General features: G+C 43.2%; 17 protein-coding genes. All 17 read right to left on the reverse strand.

The genetic code is table 11. From position 1 onward, the window contains the following. Window positions 1-164: 164 nt before the first annotated feature. Complete coding sequence (gene sigG, locus J2S25_RS03770; RefSeq protein WP_044396331.1) at window positions 165-944, reverse strand: RNA polymerase sporulation sigma factor SigG; 780 nt, start codon at window positions 942-944, stop codon at window positions 165-167. A 162-nt stretch (window positions 945-1,106) separates the two neighbouring features. After that, the gene (gene sigE, locus J2S25_RS03775; RefSeq protein ID WP_044396334.1) at window positions 1,107-1,826 is read right to left on the reverse strand and encodes an RNA polymerase sporulation sigma factor SigE; all 720 of its coding nucleotides are present in this window, start codon (window positions 1,824-1,826) and stop codon (window positions 1,107-1,109) included. Between the two features lie 44 nt (window positions 1,827-1,870). After that, complete coding sequence (gene spoIIGA / locus J2S25_RS03780) at window positions 1,871-2,809, reverse strand: sigma-E processing peptidase SpoIIGA (protein ID WP_044396336.1); 939 nt, start codon at window positions 2,807-2,809, stop codon at window positions 1,871-1,873. Window positions 2,810-3,169: 360 nt separating this feature from the next. Continuing rightward, window positions 3,170-4,309 (reverse strand): cell division protein FtsZ, encoded by a 1,140-nt coding sequence (gene ftsZ / locus J2S25_RS03785; RefSeq protein ID WP_044396338.1) that lies wholly within the window; start codon window positions 4,307-4,309, stop codon window positions 3,170-3,172. Between the two features lie 39 nt (window positions 4,310-4,348). Then, the gene (gene ftsA, locus J2S25_RS03790; protein WP_044396340.1) at window positions 4,349-5,632 is read right to left on the reverse strand and encodes a cell division protein FtsA; all 1,284 of its coding nucleotides are present in this window, start codon (window positions 5,630-5,632) and stop codon (window positions 4,349-4,351) included. A 174-nt stretch (window positions 5,633-5,806) separates the two neighbouring features. Continuing rightward, on the reverse strand, window positions 5,807-6,169 hold the full coding sequence (locus J2S25_RS03795) for a small basic family protein (protein ID WP_044396342.1): 363 nt from the start codon (window positions 6,167-6,169) through the stop codon (window positions 5,807-5,809). Continuing rightward, window positions 6,169-6,903: a DUF881 domain-containing protein gene (locus J2S25_RS03800; protein ID WP_044396345.1), complete on the reverse strand. Its 735-nt coding sequence runs from the start codon at window positions 6,901-6,903 to the stop codon at window positions 6,169-6,171. The genes J2S25_RS03795 and J2S25_RS03800 overlap by 1 nt, the downstream gene beginning before the upstream one ends. Window positions 6,904-6,981: 78 nt before the next feature. Further along, on the reverse strand, window positions 6,982-7,716 hold the full coding sequence (locus tag J2S25_RS03805; RefSeq protein ID WP_044396347.1) for a DUF881 domain-containing protein: 735 nt from the start codon (window positions 7,714-7,716) through the stop codon (window positions 6,982-6,984). Then, the gene (locus J2S25_RS03810) at window positions 7,664-8,455 is read right to left on the reverse strand and encodes a cell division protein FtsQ/DivIB (protein ID WP_044396350.1); all 792 of its coding nucleotides are present in this window, start codon (window positions 8,453-8,455) and stop codon (window positions 7,664-7,666) included. The genes J2S25_RS03805 and J2S25_RS03810 overlap by 53 nt, the downstream gene beginning before the upstream one ends. A 213-nt stretch (window positions 8,456-8,668) precedes the next feature. Then, on the reverse strand, window positions 8,669-9,577 hold the full coding sequence (murB, locus tag J2S25_RS03815) for a UDP-N-acetylmuramate dehydrogenase (RefSeq protein ID WP_044396352.1): 909 nt from the start codon (window positions 9,575-9,577) through the stop codon (window positions 8,669-8,671). Window positions 9,578-9,640: 63 nt separating this feature from the next. Next, complete coding sequence (murG, locus tag J2S25_RS03820; RefSeq protein WP_307191239.1) at window positions 9,641-10,735, reverse strand: undecaprenyldiphospho-muramoylpentapeptide beta-N-acetylglucosaminyltransferase; 1,095 nt, start codon at window positions 10,733-10,735, stop codon at window positions 9,641-9,643. Between the two features lie 291 nt (window positions 10,736-11,026). Next, window positions 11,027-12,127 (reverse strand): stage V sporulation protein E, encoded by a 1,101-nt coding sequence (gene spoVE / locus J2S25_RS03825; protein WP_044396356.1) that lies wholly within the window; start codon window positions 12,125-12,127, stop codon window positions 11,027-11,029. Window positions 12,128-12,228: 101 nt separating this feature from the next. Beyond that, the gene (gene murD, locus J2S25_RS03830; protein ID WP_044396358.1) at window positions 12,229-13,581 is read right to left on the reverse strand and encodes a UDP-N-acetylmuramoyl-L-alanine--D-glutamate ligase; all 1,353 of its coding nucleotides are present in this window, start codon (window positions 13,579-13,581) and stop codon (window positions 12,229-12,231) included. Further along, window positions 13,582-14,556 (reverse strand): phospho-N-acetylmuramoyl-pentapeptide-transferase, encoded by a 975-nt coding sequence (mraY, locus tag J2S25_RS03835; protein WP_044396360.1) that lies wholly within the window; start codon window positions 14,554-14,556, stop codon window positions 13,582-13,584. 1 nt (window position 14,557) lies between these two features. Beyond that, a complete protein-coding gene (locus J2S25_RS03840; protein ID WP_044396362.1) occupies window positions 14,558-15,007 on the reverse strand; it encodes a hypothetical protein in 450 nt (149 codons plus the stop codon). 1 nt (window position 15,008) lies between these two features. Beyond that, a complete protein-coding gene (locus J2S25_RS03845; protein ID WP_307191240.1) occupies window positions 15,009-16,469 on the reverse strand; it encodes a UDP-N-acetylmuramoyl-L-alanyl-D-glutamate--2,6-diaminopimelate ligase in 1,461 nt (486 codons plus the stop codon). 230 nt (window positions 16,470-16,699) lie between these two features. Further along, entirely contained in the window at window positions 16,700-18,613 is a 1,914-nt protein-coding gene (locus J2S25_RS03850; protein ID WP_044396366.1) for a stage V sporulation protein D, read from the reverse strand. Window positions 18,614-18,891 lie beyond the last annotated feature (278 nt).

Raw genomic sequence — 18,891 nt, forward strand, 5'->3', positions numbered from 1 at the left:
GATCCCTCCGGTTTTCGCTGTGGAGTTTACACCCCTTACAGCATTATATGAATCCAAAAAAAATGTATGATTGTGTACCGAATTCGAAATCGTCCACAAATGCAGAAGCTGGAGGCTCTCCTGTCAGCGCTGTAAAAAAATAAAAAGCTGCCAATTATGGCAGCTTAGCTTTGGATATTTTTATTCATTTGTTTGATCGCCGCTTTTTCCAGCCGGGATACCTGTGCCTGGGAAATTCCGATTTCATCGGCAACTTCCATTTGTGTCTTTCCCTGGAAAAACCTTTTTCTTAAAATAAGCTTTTCTCTGTCGTTTAGGCGTCTCATCCCTTCTTTAAGGGCAATCTCCTCAATCCAATTCGTATCCTTGTTCCGTTCATCACTAAGCTGATCCATCACATAGATCGGATCCCCGCCATCATTATAGATTGGCTCAAACAAAGATACTGGATCTTGGATGGCATCGAGTGCGAAAACAATTTCTTCGTGCGGTACATCAAGTACCTTTGCAATCTCCTCAGCAGTCGGCTCCCTCGAAACCTCAGCCATAAGCCTTTCACGGACTTGCAGTGCTTTGTACGCAATATCCCTGAGTGAACGCGAGACTCTGATAGGATTATTATCTCTTAAATACCGTCTAATTTCGCCGATGATCATCGGGACGGCATAGGTTGAAAATTTTACATTCTGTCCCAGATCAAAATTATCAATAGATTTCATAAGTCCGATACATCCGACTTGAAACAAATCGTCGACAAACTCACCCCGGTTGTTAAAACGCTGGATCACACTCAAAACAAGCCTTAAGTTCCCATTCACCAGTTTTTCTCTCGCGGTGATGTCTCCGCTTTGCATTTCTCGAAATAGTTTTCTCATTTCCTCGTTTTTCAGTACGGGAAGCTTTGCTGTATCAACACCGCAAATTTCTACTTTGTTTCGTGTCAATCTTTTCCCTCCTCACAGGAGCTGCTGTCAAAAATCAGTATCTCCGCAGGAAGGAAAAATATGCACTTGTTATCATGAGGACGAGTCGTCTTAACATGACGAAGCTGGCAAAACCGCTTGGTTGTCCTTGTTTATAAAAAATTTTCCAAAAAAATTTTTCTGCTATACCATTTTATTGAATTCTTTTCTTAAGCGTTTGATGATTCGCTTTTCGAGGCGGGAAATATAAGATTGCGAAATTCCAAGCATATCCGCTACATCCTTTTGCGTTTTTTCCTCGCCGCTGCCAAGTCCAAAACGCAATTCCATTATCTGTTTTTCCCGGTCAGAAAGCTGCTGAAGCGCATTTACGAGCAGTTTTTTATCAACATTCGATTCGAGATTCTTCGTGATAATATCATCATCCGTGCCAAGTACATCTGATAGAAGAAGCTCATTTCCATCCCAATCAATGTTGAGCGGCTCGTCAAAGGAGACCTCTGAACGAATCTTATTATTTCTCCTAAGATACATAAGAATCTCATTTTCAATGCATCTGGAGGCATACGTTGCAAGTTTGATTTTTTTCTCCGGATTAAATGTATTTACCGCTTTAATTAAGCCAATTGTCCCGATACTGATCAAGTCCTCAATATTGATGCCTGTGTTTTCAAATTTTCGGGCAATGTAAACGACAAGTCTCAGGTTTCTCTCGATTAGTATAGATCTCGCTGCCTTATCCCCATTGGGAAGTTTATTCAACAGCACTTCTTCCTCTTCCTTCGACAAAGGAGGAGGCAAAGCTTCGCTACCGCCGATATAAAATATTTCATCTGTTTTCAAGCCTAGTTTTATTAATAATTTATACCAGTAATAGGATAACCGGAGCCGCAAATTTTTCATTGATTGTCCTCCTTCTAAATTATGTATTTTCGAGTATAGTTATATTAACTGACCATCACTGCCTGCTCAGACTTTGTCATTCCCGCAAGCATTTTAGGATGGATGATGCACTGGAAACTTCCATCTGCCGATAACTCCTGCACTGTGAACGAAAGTAAACTCTTCTCTGCTTTGTAGATTCCCTCTTTCGTGGTGATCATGATCAAATCAGGCTGAAAAGCGATGATTAATTGATGCTCTTGTCCGACCACTTTATATGGAATGATTCTCATTCGATTTTCAAACTGCTTGGCAAGTTGTTCGTCGCCTGACAATACACACTCTGGATTTTCGGCTATCCGTTTGATTGTATCTGGTATTTGATCATAACAGTGGTTGATGGATAAAATCATGACCGGCAGTTTTGAAATCGGATCATATAACTGGTTCCCGCTGTCAATCAATCCTCTAATCGAAAATTCCATCTCCATGAATTTCACTTCCACATCTGCAAGTGACTCATATTGGATTTTCGTCATTTCAAATTGTTCGATATTCCGTCTGGAAAAATGCCAAGCAAGCGGAAAACCCAATAACACAAACAGCCAGCTGACCGGGTCACCAAAACCTTTTATATGATTCATAGCGACATTCGAAGCCAAATTCAGATCAAATTGAATGAAATAATGGACTCCTGTCAAAGTGCCTCCCAACAGAAAAGTGGTAACATAGAAGGTCATAAGTGCTTTAACGAAAAACCGCATTCTTTTATAGCCAAAAGCGGTTAACACCATCAAAATGGAAAAGACTAGTTTTCCAACCGGATGCCCGGCTGCAGCATGAAATGGTGTTATCGATAATAGAATGAGCACTGAACCAATAGCTCCTGCTGCCGTCAACCGCCAAAACTTGATCTGCCTCTTCAGGATGATGGCAGTCAAATATAAAAGGAATGTATCAAATAACAGATTTAATGCCCAAATTACATCAAGATAAATCTTCACCTCTCATCCTCCTGTACACTAACAGACGACTTACTGCTTTGTTCGTCAGCTGTTCTCAAGCCGATATAGGCAAAGAAACAATTTTCGGCTGCATTCCGGAAAAATCAAATACCGGTTTCTACCAGATCATGGTGATAAATCAAATTCCCCTCTTGATCTATCATTCCGTTACGAAACAGTATATCGTCATTAGCTTAGGAAGTGTGTCACATTATGGCAATAAATCAACAGAGATTTTCGCTGATCCCTTCGGATTTTGTCAATTTTCTGTTTTTCAAGGAAGAAGTAGTCTGCTAGGCTATTCTCTTCCACACAAAAAAGCATAGCCCACGGCTATGCTTTTCGTCTTATCTTATTAAATCAGTGCCTTCTGTTACGGTTGCGCAGGAATGTTGGAATATCAAGCGCATCATCCGCTTGTGATGATGGATTGTTTCGTGGTGCTTCCTGCTGGATTTCCTCCCGTTTAGGCTGTTCACGTTTCATTGCACCCATCCCTGGCTTTTGCCCTCCAAAACCCGGCCTAGTCGGCTTAGGTTGGACAACTTCCTCATTGAAGCCTGTTGCAATCACTGTGACGATAATTTCATCTTTTAAGTCGTCATTAATCACTGAACCAAAAATCATGTTTACTTCCTGATCTGAAGCAGAAGCAACAATGTCAGCAGCTTCTTGGACTTCATACAAACTTAGGTTTGAGCCGCCGGTGATATTCATCAATACTCCTTGGGCTCCATCAAGAGATGTTTCCAACAATGGAGAGGAAATGGCTTTTTTAGCCGCTTCCGTTGCACGGTTTTCCCCGGATGCAACCCCAATACCCATCAATGCGGATCCTTTATTGGACATAATTGTCTTTACATCAGCAAAGTCGAGGTTGATCAATCCCGGTGTAGCAATTAAGTCAGAAATCCCTTGAACACCTTGGCGAAGAACATTATCCGCTTCACGGAACGCTTCTAGCATCGGGGTGCTCTTATCAACGATTTCAAGCAAACGGTCGTTTGGAATGACGATTAACGTATCAACCGCTGCCTTCATGGACGAGATTCCGTTTGCGGCTTGTCCTGCCCGCTTGCGGCCTTCAAAAGTAAAGGGACGTGTTACAACCCCCACTGTCAAAGCACCAAGGTCTTTCGCAATTTGAGCGATTACAGGAGCTGCACCTGTTCCAGTTCCTCCGCCCATGCCGGCAGTAACAAATACCATATCCGCACCTTTCAGCACTTCTTCGATTTGTTCTTTGCTTTCTTCGGCAGCCTTCTTTCCTACTTCAGGATTGGCACCCGCGCCTAGTCCGCGGGTAAGCTTTGCGCCGATCTGCATTCTAATTTCTGCTTTGGAAAGGTTTAGCGCCTGTGCGTCGGTATTTACCGCAATAAATTCCACACCTTGTACGCCGTGTTCAATCATTCGGTTAACCGCATTATTTCCGCCGCCGCCAACACCGATAACTTTTATAGTAGCAAGTGAATCTAAATTTGTATCAAATTCCAACATGACAAATCCTCCTAATTCGTCGATTTCCTGTTAGTCTGATTATTCAAAAAAGTAGCCAAGAAATTTTTTCATTCTTGAGGTGACTTTTTCTTCAGGCTGTTTCTCAGGCTTCGATTTTGGATGCGGCTGTTTTTGAGCTCTCTTTTCTTTCGGTTCTAATTCGCCAAACGCAGCTTCCATTTTCTTTCCTTTTAATTTGGCGTTTCTATAAGCAAACTGAATCAATCCTACTGCAGTCGTATATTGAGGTTCCCTGACGCCAATATAGTCTGGAATGGCAATCCTAACCCTGCTTTGAAAAATGTCCTGGGCTAGCTCCATCACTCCCTGCATATTGGCTGTTCCTCCGGTAAGGACAAATCCGCCAGGCAGGTCCCTGATGTTCATATGTTTCAACTCATCCTGGACAAGGGAGAAGATTTCTTCCATTCTTGCTTCAATGATGTCGGCTACCTCTAGTTGGTTGAACTGCTGATGCTGGTCGCTGCCAATGATTGAGACTTCAAATACCTCATCTTCGGAAGCATGGTCGTAAAAGGCATGTCCATGCTTTAATTTTAGCTGCTCCGCTTCTTCGGTCGTTGTACGCAATCCAATGGATAAATCCTTAGTAATATGGTCTCCTCCAACCGGTATAACAGATGTTCCCCGCAAGTGTCCATTTTCGAATACAGCAACAGTTGATGAACCGCCGCCGATGTCAATCATTGCGACACCCATATTCTTCTCATCCTTCGAAAGTGCGAATGCACCGGCAGCAAGAGGCTGAAGGCCTATATCCACAATTTCAAGTCCAGCACGCTCCACACAACGAAGAGTATTATGTAAGATTGTCTTTGATCCAGTAATGATCGTTCCTTCCATTTCAAGCCTGACACCGATCATGCCTCTAGGATCATTGATCTCATCAAGTCCGTCCACAATAAATTGCTTTGGAATCACGTCTATTATCTCTCGCTCAGGCGGGATTGATACAACCTGTGCAGCATCAATGACTCTCGCAACATCTTCGTTTGCAATTTCGCGATTGTCGCTGGAAACCGCAACCACACCATGGCATGGCAAAAGTGAAACATGATTGCCGGTGACCCCAACGATCACCTGATTAATCTTTAAACCTATCATTCTTTCAGCCTGTTCAATTGCCCTTTTAATAGAATGAACGGTTTCATCTATATCAACAATGGAGCCCTTCCTCAATCCTTCAGACTTCACATTGCCAACACCAATTATATTTAGTGTATCATTAACCATTTCCCCAATGATAACCTTAACACTGGATGTACCGATGTCAAGACTTACATATATATCATTGCTGTTCATTCTGTGGCACCTCCTTCAATGAATCCTAGTGTTTGAACAACAATTATCACTCTGTTATCTAATTGCGATTTCTTTTTGAAAATGGACCAGCCCAGCACTTGTCGGGGCTGAAGCTTACACTTTTCTTATTTAATTACTTTATTCGTCGCGATTACATATTTCCCTTTTAAAAATTCAATTTTTTTTCTGTCTTTTACTTGTTGTGGACCATTTTGTCAACATTATTCTCCTGATGACCGCTATATTCTGAAACAGTCTTACCCCGAAGGCAAAGACGGCTGCTAAATACAAGTCTACACCAAGATGAACACCTAGAAAAGCTAAACTTGCAGCAAGGATTATATTAAAAAAGAAACCTGAAACAAAAACCTTTTCATCGTAAATATTTTGAAGCTGTGCCCGAATCCCGCCAAACAATGTATCAAGGGCTGCAAGGATTGCGATGGATAAATAATTCGCGTATTCGTCTGGGATGCGGATATCGGTTAACAGGCCTATGATGGCACCGATGATCAACCCCATTATTGGAAGCCACATTATCCGTTGCCTCCCCCTTTTCCTGATGTTGCAGATTCCATGTATCTGATCCTAATCGTATCCTGATAAGCAGGCACGACCAAGTCTCCGACTGGCTGGTTTACTTTTACTTCCAGATTATCAATAAAGAAATCATCGGCTACCGCTGAAATTTTCATTCGGTTGTATAGTTTTTCAGCAGTATCCCTGTTCTCAGCAATAACCTTCACTTCAATGGGAAAGCGGTTCAGGGAATGGTTGTTGATTTTTGTCACCCTGTTAATGTCCCGAATGACCGTTGTATTGATGACCCGTTCCCCGTCAACTGAAATGTGCTTCGCTCCATACATATTTAATTCATTTAAGAGCCTCTTGAGCAAGTCAGGAGAAACAGAAGGAGGATTGTCCCCCTCGACAATTAGATTGAACGCCGGCTCAATCGACAGGGAAATTCCAGGGCCCTTCATCTCTTCCAATCCAGCTTCCACCTTCAATTCAGCGAGTGTTTCACGGAGTACTTCTTCTTTGCTTTGCTGCCGTTCAGTTTCATACTTGGTGAGTTTTTCTTCGTTCGATCTGATTTCAAGGAGCAGCCTAGACTGCAATTCCTTCTCTTTCATTAAATCCTCCCGAAGCTGCCATGTGTCTCGTGTATCCCGAACTTCTGGCTCCTTGACGGTTTGAAACTGAATGGCGACCATTAAGCCAATTATTGCAGCAATCAAGCTGAAGCTAAGATTTTTAGGTCGCCCCATCGTATTTCACCTGGCTTTCTACAAGGCCTTTTCGTATTTTTATTCAGGAATCCATAAATTTCCTTATAAGTAAAAGAGTTAATTTCCAAGTAACGGTTCCATCGTAATTTCCGACTGTTTTTCCAATGAAAATACAATTTGGTCATTTACGAGCTGGTCTTTTACCCCGCCGGTAATATTCAAGGCGGAGGAAAGGACTTCAGGGTCACCAATCGCAGTGATTTCAAACGGAGCAGGGTGCTGATAGCCATCCACGGTAATAACCGGGCCAGTGCATAATATATAGGAATTATGCGCTATTCTCTGGCCATTCACTGCAATTGCTGCTGCACCCGAAATATACAGTTCATTAATCACTTTAAAAACATGTTGTTCATGGACAAGATAATTATTAATATTCTCTTCATTCGGATCGTACTCCCCATCAGCAAGCGTTACTTTCACACCTTTTCCGCTGACCTTAACCTTACCAAGGAACATCCGGTACTTTTCAGCGTCTTCCGCCATGTTAAAAAAAACTTGGGCCTCCTTAGAGAGGCTGGTTTCAATTTCCCTTACCTTTTCCTGCTTGGCATTCAATTCTTTCTGTAGTTCGCGATTTTTTTCTTCCTGTTCAATTAACTGGTTTCGCAGGCTAATATGCTGTTCCCACTGCCTGTCCGTCAATCGGTTGCCTTGATCGCCATCATCCTTGGTCACACGGAATGAAAAAGCGATCATGAAGCCAAGAACCAGGAAAACAATCGAAAGAACTACTCGGTTACTGTCCATTTTCTTGTTCCATTTCAACTTTTTCAGCTTCCTCTGCTTCATATGCTTTAAAATAAGAGCCCACCTCGAGATCAATGACACCCTTTTTATTAGGGTCAAGCTGGCTGACAATCGACGGGTAATGGGTCATTTTTTCTGAAAAAGTCCGAAGTGTCGCATTCACTTCAAATCCATCGTTCATATAAAGCCTGATCAAATATTGATCCGTTTTCTCCGGCTTTGAGTGAATTTCAGAGATGGAATTGATGACCTCTTCAGGTAATTTTTCAAGGGATGCCAGCATTTCGTCCAATACTTCTCCTTCATTAAAACCGATCAAGATTGGTGCGTTCACTGGAATTTCATCCATTTGTTTCTCCCCAAGTATATGACCATTTTCCAGAACCGGGTAGAAGCTCTTTCCTTTTGAGATATACGCTAGCCTGTCATTCTCCTCGATTTTAATCTCCACTGTATTCGGCAGTTTAACATGGACCGTAGCGTTTTTAATTTCTGCGATACTTTCCAGCTTTTTTTCAACCTCTCCCTTGTTGATCTTCCAAATATTCGTTTCCAGAGACAAGCCCGTTCGCTCAACCATTTGGTCAAAAGTATACGAATGGTTACCCGAAACAGTAATTTCTTTCACCTTGCTAAGCGGTGACTGGAAATAAATTATCCCTGCAATCAATAGGAAAAATAAAGCTAGCAGCATGGTTAGCCTGCGATTGGCTTTTTTTCTTCTCTCCAGTTTCAGTTTAGGAATTCGGTCCTCAAGCGAGACGATTTTCCGCTTTTCCATATTCATTCCCCTCTTTAATCCGCTAAAAAGCCCATCCCTTAATGGCAGGTCGTTCAAAGAACCAGTTTGCTGACTAAAGCCTTTTAGCAGCAGGTAGGTATCTTGTCCAGTAATTGTGAAAACCGAACGGCATGCATGAAATTCATGCCGTCTCTTTGCTGAATCTAATGATTTATTATATCACAGAATTTTACAGCTTGATTCACTTTCCTACTATTTCCGTCCAATAATTTCTACCTCTGTCTCCATTTTCACCCCATGTAAATCCATTACTGTATCCTTGACATGCTGGATCAGACCGAGAACATCCTCCGCCGTTGCATCGCCTTTATTCACAATGAAATTTCCATGAAGCTCGGAGATTTGCGCACCGCCAATTTGATGGCCCTTTAGACCGGACTTTTCGATCAAATTACCTGCATGTTCAGGAAGGGGATTCCTGAACACACTGCCGCAGCTTGGATAATTGTATGGCTGTGTCTCTTTCCGATAATCCTTGTTTTTTTGAAGCTCTGCTACGATCTCCTCTTTGTTCCCTTCCTTCAACTGGAAAACAGCAGCGACCACGATGCCAGGAAGCTCCTTTTGGAGGACTGAGGTTCGATAAGAAAACTTCATTGCTTCTTTCGAAAGCCACCCCAGGGAGCCATCTTCAAACAACACATAAGCTTTCTCCAGTATTTTGGAAATATCAGACCCATGGGCTCCTGCATTCATATAGACGGCGCCTCCGACCGATCCAGGGATACCTCCGGCAAATTCAAGGCCGGAAAGCCCTTTGCGACTAATGGTGATTGCAAAGTTTACAAGGGAAAGGCCTGCATAGGCCGTGACTGTAGTGCCTTCCATCTTCAAATCATCCATTCCAGATCCTAGCTTGATTACTGCGCCTTCAATCCCTTTATCCGAAACGAGAAGATTGGAACCTCTGCCGATTACCGTCCAGTTCACTCCAGTTTCCTTAATAGCTTCCACTGCCTTTTTCAGATTTTCAATTGAAGAAGGCTCAATTAGTATGTCTGCAGGACCGCCAATTTTCATTGATGTATGATTCGCGAGCGGCTCATGTTCCTTTACCGTTCCGATATTCATTTCTCTAAGTTTGCTAGCAAGACCCTTCATAATTAATCTTCCTTTCACGATGCAGCCTTAATACAGCAGTTTATGCAGCATAAGCCCAATAGGCTACTTTGCCGCTATTTCCTTTATTAAATGATAAACCCTCTGAGCCGCATCGGGCATGCCAAGCTTCTTTGCTGCTTTTTTCATGTCAGCCAACTTCTTTTCCTGCCCGAGAATTTGGTCAATGCTCTCCACCAGTTTTGGCCCGGTTAAGTCTTTTTCAAGCAGCAGTCGTGCCGCTCCCTTCTCACTCAAAGCTCGGGCATTTTTTTCCTGGTGGTTATCTGTTACATATGGACTGGGAATCAATATGCTTGGGATTCCGAGAGAAGTCAGTTCAGCAAGCGTCGTCGCTCCCGCCCTAGCCACTGTCAAATCCACACCGGCCAGGACTTCTGGCATATTGTGTATAAACGGTTTGATAATCACGTTTTCTGGATTGCCGACAAGTTCAACCTCTTGCTGGACTTCTTCGAAATGGCTATCGCCAGTTACATATAATACTTGATATGGTTTGCTGCTTAACTCTGTCAGACTTTTGATGACCGCTTCATTAATCGGCTTGGCACCCCTGCTCCCGCCGAAGATTAGCACGGTCGGGACTTTAAGTTTTAGGCCAGTCGACAGCCTTCCTTTGATTCCATCCTGGCCCAACACTTCAGACGCACGGGGATTACCGGTCATTTCGACCTTTTGTTCCGGGAAAAACTGCCTTGCTTCCTCGAAGCAGATGGCAATCTTGTCAACGTATCGACTCAGAAATTTATTGGTCAAACCTGGTACGCTATTTTGTTCGTGGACAATGGTTGGTATGCCCATTTTAGCAGCTGCATAGACCACCGGACCACATACATAGCCGCCTGTACCAATGACGACATCAGGATGGAATTCTTTGAGCATTTTTTTACTATCTCTTACACCCTTCAGGAATCGCAGCACCGTTTTTACGTTTTCAAAGGAAAGTTTCCGCTTGAAGCCTGTAATATGTATGGACTTAAAAGGAATTTTCTCCCTCGGCACAAGCGTGCTTTCAAGACCCGATTTTGTTCCTATGTATAGAAACTCAACATCTTCATCCTTTTTGTGAATTTCCCTGATTAGTGCAAGCGCAGGATATATATGTCCTCCTGTACCGCCGCCGCTAACTGCAATTCTCATTTTCTACACCTCAATAACTTATCTCTTTTCTAAAATGGACCAACATGTAAGCATCAGTTCCGTAAGACTGCCATTAAAAAAGACACTCTCCGGTTTTACCCTATTCTACTATATTCTAAACTGCATAACAGTTTTTAAAAGGATTGTTATTTAACTGTAATATAGCATGAACATAGGAAAAATCCTAACATAATAAAAGAAATGTCCAAAATTCAAGAGCTCTACCTTGTATCCCGCAAAAACCACAAACAAAAGACCCTGATTTCCAGGGTCCATTCATTGTTGTATGGTTTAATACCTCGAGTAACGGCTGATATTGAGCAGCACTCCAACAGCCATTAGCATCAATGTCAGGGAAGATCCTCCATAACTAAGAAATGGGAGGGTGATTCCTGTAACAGGCATGAGGCCCGTAACCACACCGATATTGATCATAACCTGGATGGCGATCATCGCAATGATGCCAGTTGCCAGAAATGTACCGAACAAATCGGGTGCCCCTAGCGCGATTCTGATGCCTCTCCAGAGGAGGATAGAGAATAAGAGAAGAACCAAGGACCCTCCGATGAATCCGAGTTCTTCAGCCAAAATCGCAAAGATAAAATCCGTCTGTGGTTCCGGAAGATAAAAGAACTTTTGCCGGCTTTGTCCTAGCCCTAGCCCAAACAATCCTCCCGGTCCTATGGCATAGAGTGATTGAATCATTTGGAACCCGCTTCCAAGTGGGTCTTGCCATGGATCTAGAAAGGAAGTAATCCGTTTTATTCTGTAAGGGGCAGAGGCAATTAAGCCAACAAACCCTGCAACAGCCAGAAGACCAAGGCCCACGAAATGACTGATTCTTGCTCCAGCGATAAAAATGATGACAACGGAAGTGCCGACCATCACTGTTCCTGTACCGAGGTCCGGTTGCAGCATTATCAGACCAAATGCCAAAAAAACAAGTCCCAGTGAGGGTACAAGACCTTTTTTAAAAGAGGTGATAGCCTTCTGGTTTTCGGCCAAAAACTTTGCGAGAAACGCAATCATCGCAAGTTTCATGAATTCTGATGGTTGAACCGAGAACGCGCCGATGCCTATCCAGCTCCTTGAGCCATTTCGCACATTCCCTATTCCAGGAATTAACACAAGAATTAACAGAACAAAACAGATAATCAAAATGGTTTTAGCCCAAGTTCGCCATGTCCAGTACTCAATATTCATGATAAAAAACATCGTGATAATACCTACTCCTGCAAATAGCAGCTGCCGTTTCGCAAAAAAGAAAGAGTCCTGAAATTTATAGTCAGCCCAGACAGCACTTGCGCTGTAAACCATAATTAGTCCCACCGTCAAAAGTGCAAAGGTGACAATCATCAGGAACATATCTGGGGTCGATTTTTTCGTTGGCAATGCAAACACCTCGGCTGTATGATTTAGGGCTCATATGCCGCTTCCCATCCAGCCTGCAATCAAAGACAGGCAACCTGAGTCAAGTTGTTCAAGACAAGCCCTTACCTAAGCTTATGCACGGCCTCGATAAACATGTCTCCCCTGACTTCAAAAGTTTTATATTGATCCCAGCTTGCACACGCTGGCGAGAGCAGGATCACATCTCCGGGTACTGAATATTGGAAAGCCACGGGAACGGCCTTTTCCACATTATCGACGCGAAGAATCGTTTTTATTCCCGCTTCGTACCCAGCCTGTCCTACTTTTTCAGCAGTCTCTCCAAAAGTAATCAATACTTTGACGTTTTTTAAAGAGGGGATAAGTTGGTTGAAGGAATTCCCTCGGTCTAAGCCTCCGGCCAGCAATACGATTGGCTCTTCAAAAGCCGCCAGGGCATTTTCAGTTGCCAGAATATTTGTTGCTTTTGAGTCATTGTAAAATTTCCGGCCAGCAATATTTCCAACATATTGTAGTCTATGGCGGACACCAACAAATGTAGTCAGAACTTTGATGATCGCTTCTTGATCCGCTCCAGATAGTAATGCTGCCGCTACAGCGGACAGAATATTTTCGAGATTATGCTTCCCAGGTAGGACAATATCCTTCGTTTCCATGATCTGCTCCCCATTGAAGCATATCCAGCCATTATCCACGTATGCGCCGCTGTTCAGTACTTCATTCGTCGAAAAAGGCACGATTTGCGCTTTTGAATCGCGTGCGATCTTCAAGACCTCTTCCTGATCAGCGTTTACGATCAGATAGTCCTCTTCGGTCTGGTTCTTCGTAATCAACGCTTTCGCTGCAAAATATTCATCCCTTGAACCATGATAATCAAGATGTGCATCGTATAAATTGGTGATCACAGCAATCTTCGGCCTAAACGTACCGATTCCCATCAATTGAAAGGATGAGAGCTCAATAACAATCATATTCTCCTCCGTTGCTTTTTGGGCCACAGTGGATGCAACTGTTCCAATATTCCCGGCGATCAGTGGATGTTTCTTGCTCGTTTCAAGCATTTCAAAAATCAAGGTTGTTGTTGTAGTTTTTCCGTTCGTTCCAGTAATCGCTACTAGCGGCGCCTCTGAAATCTGGTAGGCTAACTCCACTTCCGTAATGACCGGGATCCCGTATTCTTCTGCCTTTTGGATCATTGGATTGTAATACGGAATTCCTGGATTCTTGACAACAAGTTCGAATCCTTCATCCATCAATTCAATCGGATGACTCCCGCAGACCACTTTGATCCCCTGTTCAAGCAAGCCTTGTGCTTCGGGATTTTCCGATAAAGGTTTGCTGTCATTGACGGTTACGAAAGCGCCTAATTTATGTAGCAGAGCAGCTGCGCTTACCCCGCTCTTGGCGAGGCCAAGAACGAGAATTTTTTTATGTTCATAGGTTTTAATAGCTTTCATTTAAATCCACACCTCAATATAAATTCCCAAGATCGCAAACAGCAAGCCTACCGTCCAGAATGTCACTACTACCCGCCATTCGGACCAGCCAATTATTTCATAGTGATGGTGAAGCGGACTCATCCGAAAAATCCTTTTTCCTGTTGTTTTAAATGATACAACTTGCAGGATCACAGATAATGTTTCAATCACGAAAATTCCGCCAATGATGATCAGGATAATTTCAAGATTTGCCAGTATTGCGACAGTTGCAATCGCGCCACCCAATGCAAGAGAGCCAGTGTCACCCATGAACACTTTTGCAGGATGGGCGTTAAAAACAAGAAATCCTAATACTGCACCTACAACCGCGACGGAAAAAATAGAAAGTTCGTACTGGGACTGGTTCCATGCGAGCACAGCTAACGCACCAAAAGCAATAGCTGCCGTCCCGGAAACCAGCCCGTCAAGCCCGTCCGTTAAGTTAACGGCATTGGAAAATCCAACCATCCAAAAAACGATAAACAGCGCATATCCCCAACCGAGGTCAAAAGAAAGGTCGGTTAACGGGACCTTGACGACTGTAGAAAATTCACTTTGATTGAAAATCAAGAAAAAAATGACTGAAATGATTATTTGACCAAGTAATTTTTGCTTGGACGTTAAACCAAGGTTTCGCTTCATGACGACCTTAATAAAATCGTCCATGAAACCAAGCAGACCAAACCCTAAAGTGACAAATAGCAATAGATAGGTTTCCACTGTAGGCTCCGAAAACTTTCCTGCCATAACAAGCGTTGTGATGGTAATGGAAACTAAAATCATCACTCCGCCCATTGTCGGAGTTCCTGTTTTTTTCTGATGTGATTTTGGGCCTTCTTCTCTAATGCTCTGACCAAATTTAAGCCTTTTCAGGAAAGGAATAACTACTGGCGAAAGCAGAACCGTAATTAAAAAACTCATCAATATTGTGAAAAAGATAACTTGCTCGAGCACGTTATTCCTCACCTGCCTTGCTTCTATTGCCGTCAAACCCATTAATTTTTTCGGCCATCACAGCTATATGATATGTTTTATTCCCTTCATTAAGAAGATCGATTTCTGGGAAAATAAATTTAGTTCTTTCCTTTATTTCTTCATGTTCTACCAAATAGTTATAGTATGATTTCATGATTTCCTCTAAACCTTTCAAATGATCTTGCGCAAAAAAAATCGGGAAGTGATTGGGAGTATAGAACGGAACTGGTACTCCTTCAGGCCATAGCGCTGCTACGGCACCGTTCGAAATCGCTTCTTGTAAAGTTCCAGATTCATCATTAATCGGAACAAACAATCCCTTTGGCTGTTCGGCATCTGCCTGGCTGCTTACAGTATGAAAGCGAATCTCTGCTTCTTTTAATCCACTCACCTTCAAAAACAGTCTCGATACATCCTGGTATGTCAGCATTTTACCTCTCCTCTATCGCCTCACGTGCTACAATCCTATCATCAAAATCAAACGTTCTGTCTCCAATTTGCTGATACGTTTCATGACCCTTTCCGGCAATCAAGATGACATCCCCTGTTTCGGCATGGTTAATGGCATGCTGAATCGCTTCTCTTCGGTCAACAATCGAAGTATACACTTCCCCCTTGACTCCTTCTTCCATATCCTTGATGATGGCTGACGGATCTTCGCTGCGCGGGTTGTCAGAGGTGAAAATGGCATTCGTTGCATATTCGCAGGCAATTTTTGCCATAAGCGGCCGTTTCGTTCGGTCACGATCGCCTCCGCAGCCAACTACACAAAAAATTCTCTTTTGCGCAAATTGCTGCACGGTTTTCAGAACGTTCTCCAGACTGTCTGGTGTGTGGGCATAGTCTACAATGACAGAGAAATCCTGGCCTGCATCTACCACTTCAAACCTTCCTGAGACTCCTTTTACAAGTTCTACTGATTTAATAATTGCCTCCAGAGAAATTCCAGATACAAGAGCGGCTCCAATGCTTGCAAGGACATTGTAGATACTAAACTTGCCGATCAGCTGAATGGTTACCTTCATTGTTCCAAATGGACTGACCAAATCAAATGTTGTTCCGCTCGCAGTCATGGAGATATTCATTGCCTGCAAGTCAGCGTAATTGTCAATACCATAGGTTAATAAATGAGCAGCTGTCAGCATCGCGAAGTCCTTACTGGCCGGATCATCCGCATTCAAAACAGCAAATTTTGGGGCTTCATGGTTGAATGTATTGCCTAGCTGTGAAAACAGCAAGCCTTTCGCCTTCTTGTATTCGTCCATCGTTTTATGGTAATCGAGATGGTCCTGAGTCAAATTCGTAAAGACTGCCACATTATAGTCGGTACCATGGACGCGACCATAGGCCAACGCGTGTGAGGATACTTCCATAACAGCTGTGTCGACCTGTTCATCGACCATTTTCTTAAACGTCTTCTGCAGTGTCAGGCTTTCCGGAGTAGTATTCTTCACGTCAAAAGTTTGTTCGCCGATTTTAGTGTACATTGTACCAATTAAGCCAGTTTTTTGACCAGCATCCTTGAAAATCTTTTCAATAATATGGCTAGTAGTCGTTTTTCCATTCGTCCCTGTAATTCCAATTACATACAGTTTCTTGCTTGGCTGGTCATAAAAAGCATCGGCAAGCACCGCCATCGCTCGCATAGTATCCTTCACTACAATAACCGGGACATTGACAGAAAGCTCACGCTCCGCAAGAACTGCCGCCGCTCCATTTCTTACTGCTGCACCGGCAAAATCATGGCCATCCACTGTGTAGCCTTTAATACATATAAATAAACTTCCCGGATTCACGCGTCGGTTATCATTTTCAATCGAAGTAATCTCAGGGTTTTCTCCCTTGTAATCCACGAATGGATGTAAATACCCAATCAATTCGTGCAATTTCATAAATATCAAATCCTCTCAAACAACATCGCGACTTTTATTTTACATTATTAGACTAAATTTAGCTATCGCTTGGATGAAAAAGCACCAGCGTTTTTCCTCAAAAGATAGGAAACTATCCATTTATCTTGTTAATACCCCGCATGCTTTTTCGCTTATTGGAGCATGCAAAAGCAGCGGCGGATCTCGATCCTGCCGCCGCCTTCTATTGATTCTACCCTATGCTGCCTCTGTCAATCATTCATATACACCCTAATCGTCGATCCTTCCTTGATTTTCACTCCAGGTGAGGGAAGCTGTTCGACTACTTTCTCTCCGTCTTTTGCGATATCAAGCTGGAAATGGATCAATTGCTGTCTTAGTTCATCCTTGGATAAGCCTATAAGATCAGGAACCTCCACCATAGGTGTATCCAGCCATGTGAGTTCCTTTTCAATTTGATCCTTTCTCGGTGGGACCTCCATTGCTCTCAGGCTATCTTCCATGATATCCCCGACAATCGGCGCGGCTACCACCCCGCCAAACTGGACTGTACCTTTTGGATTATCAACAGCAACATAAATCACAATCTGTGGATCATCCGCAGGCGCAAAGCCAAGGAAGGAAACGATATGGTTATTTTCGAGATAACGTCCATCTTTTGCTTTTTGGGCAGTACCTGTCTTGCCACCAATTCTGTATGATTCTACATATGCATTTTTACCTGAGCCTTTAGCAACGACACTTTCAAGTGCATACCGAAGTTCCTTTGAAGTTTTCTCCGAAATGACTCTTCTTTTTGCCTGAGGGGTCTTTTCCATCACAACTTCCCCCGTAATCGGGTCAATCAATTCCTTGGCTATATAAGGGGTATAAAGTATGCCACCATTTACCGCCGCTGAAACAGCAGCAACCTGCTGAATCGGGGTCACGGATACACCTTGACCAAACGCTGTTGTTGCCTGTTCAATTGGTCCGACCTTATCGAGATTAAATAGAATTCCCTTGCCTTCTCCCTGGAGGTCGATGCCCGTTTTTTCGCCAAAGCCAAAACCCTTTACATATTGAAACAGTTTTTCTTTTCCAAGTCTGTCCCCGAGCTCAACAAAGCCCGGGTTGCATGAATTCTCAACCACTTCTAGGAAGGTTTGATCACCATGTCCACCCTTTTTCCAGCAGCGTATCCTCGCACCCGCTACCTCGACTGAACCCGAATCATAAAAGTGATCCTTTTCTAGATCTACCTTTCCTTCCTGAAGTGCAGCCGCTAGGGTAACGATTTTGAACGTTGATCCAGGTTCATACGTACTCCAGATCGGCAAGTTCCTATTATACACTTCCGGCGGTACATTTTGAAAATTCGCTGGATCAAAATCAGGTCTGCTGGACATTGCCAGGATTTCCCCATTTTTCGGATTCATCGCGATCGCAATCATCCCATCTGGATTGTATTTCGCCTGCGCAATATCCATTTCCCTCTCGATAATGGTCTGTACCCTGCTGTCGATTGTCAGCTTAAGATCTAGCCCATCTTTAGGCGGTTCGTAGTCATCTGCCATGTTTGGCATCCGCTGCTGTTTGGCATCCGCATAAAATTGCACAGATCCCTTCTTCCCTTTTAGCTCCTCATCATAGTATAATTCCAGTCCCATCAAACCTTGGTTATCCACACCTGCAAAACCGAGAACATGAGACAGGTAGCTACCATATGGATAATGACGTTTTGAATCTTCCCCGATATAAACACCTTTAATATCGAGCGCCCTGATTTCCTTCGCTTTTTCGTGGGAGATTTTCCTTCCCTCTGGGATCTTTTCAATCATTGTTTTTTTGGTAATATGCTGGTACGCCTTTTCCTTTGGCATATTCAATGCTTTGGCCAAGCTTTCTGCCGCAGACCGTGGATCCTTCACCTGGCGAGGAACGACATAAACAGTCGGAGTGCTTATATTTGTCGCCAGTGCCACTCCATTTCTGTCGGTAATTTCTCCTCGTTGCGGTTCGAACGGAACTTTCCTGCTCCATGAGTCCTTCGCCTTTTCTGTCAAAAAGTCACCAAGCATAAATTGAACATAGCCAAGCCGGACATCTATGATCAAAAACAGCAAAATTCCGATTACAAGAACGAGAGCAAGCCTTTTTCTGACCGTTACATTGGATACACGCATATTTGAAACGAACCTCCCTTAAAATTGTTCGACTGAAAACAATTACACTCGTTCCAATATATGCTTGTACGATTTTAAATATAACAAGAAGTACAGACAAGCGAATCTACATGGTAGACGCTGTGAACTACTCCCACCACTTACCACCCTTACAGGTCGCTTGAAGTGGGGGCTTCTCGACTCATCGTTGCTTTTCCTAGCCAACAAAAACTGACCGAGCTAACCCTCTTGTTCCAAGAGTTTTTGTTTCTATGCTAACGCTAATAATCTTAATCCTT

It is taken from the genome of Mesobacillus stamsii (assembly GCF_030814065.1).
GTDB lineage: Bacteria > Bacillota > Bacilli > Bacillales > Cytobacillaceae > Mesobacillus > Mesobacillus stamsii.

What these genes read in the sequence shown, in the direction of transcription:
- sigE (WP_044396334.1), bottom strand. Translation starts at nt 1,826, where the DNA reads ATGAAAAATTTGCGGCTCCGGTTATCCTATTACTGGTATAAATTATTA.
- murB (WP_044396352.1), bottom strand. Translation starts at nt 9,577, where the DNA reads ATGAAGGGTCTTGCTAGCAAACTTAGAGAAATGAATATCGGAACGGTA.
- J2S25_RS03800 (WP_044396345.1), bottom strand. Translation starts at nt 6,903, where the DNA reads ATGGGGCGACCTAAAAATCTTAGCTTCAGCTTGATTGCTGCAATAATT.
- J2S25_RS03850 (WP_044396366.1), bottom strand. Translation starts at nt 18,613, where the DNA reads ATGCGTGTATCCAATGTAACGGTCAGAAAAAGGCTTGCTCTCGTTCTT.
- murG (WP_307191239.1), bottom strand. Translation starts at nt 10,735, where the DNA reads ATGAGAATTGCAGTTAGCGGCGGCGGTACAGGAGGACATATATATCCT.
- murD (WP_044396358.1), bottom strand. Translation starts at nt 13,581, where the DNA reads ATGAAAGCTATTAAAACCTATGAACATAAAAAAATTCTCGTTCTTGGC.
- J2S25_RS03845 (WP_307191240.1), bottom strand. Translation starts at nt 16,469, where the DNA reads ATGAAATTGCACGAATTGATTGGGTATTTACATCCATTCGTGGATTAC.
- J2S25_RS03840 (WP_044396362.1), bottom strand. Translation starts at nt 15,007, where the DNA reads ATGCTGACATACCAGGATGTATCGAGACTGTTTTTGAAGGTGAGTGGA.
- J2S25_RS03805 (WP_044396347.1), bottom strand. Translation starts at nt 7,716, where the DNA reads ATGAAGCAGAGGAAGCTGAAAAAGTTGAAATGGAACAAGAAAATGGAC.
- ftsA (WP_044396340.1), bottom strand. Translation starts at nt 5,632, where the DNA reads ATGAACAGCAATGATATATATGTAAGTCTTGACATCGGTACATCCAGT.
- J2S25_RS03795 (WP_044396342.1), bottom strand. Translation starts at nt 6,169, where the DNA reads ATGTGGCTTCCAATAATGGGGTTGATCATCGGTGCCATCATAGGCCTG.
- ftsZ (WP_044396338.1), bottom strand. Translation starts at nt 4,309, where the DNA reads ATGTTGGAATTTGATACAAATTTAGATTCACTTGCTACTATAAAAGTT.
- J2S25_RS03810 (WP_044396350.1), bottom strand. Translation starts at nt 8,455, where the DNA reads ATGGAAAAGCGGAAAATCGTCTCGCTTGAGGACCGAATTCCTAAACTG.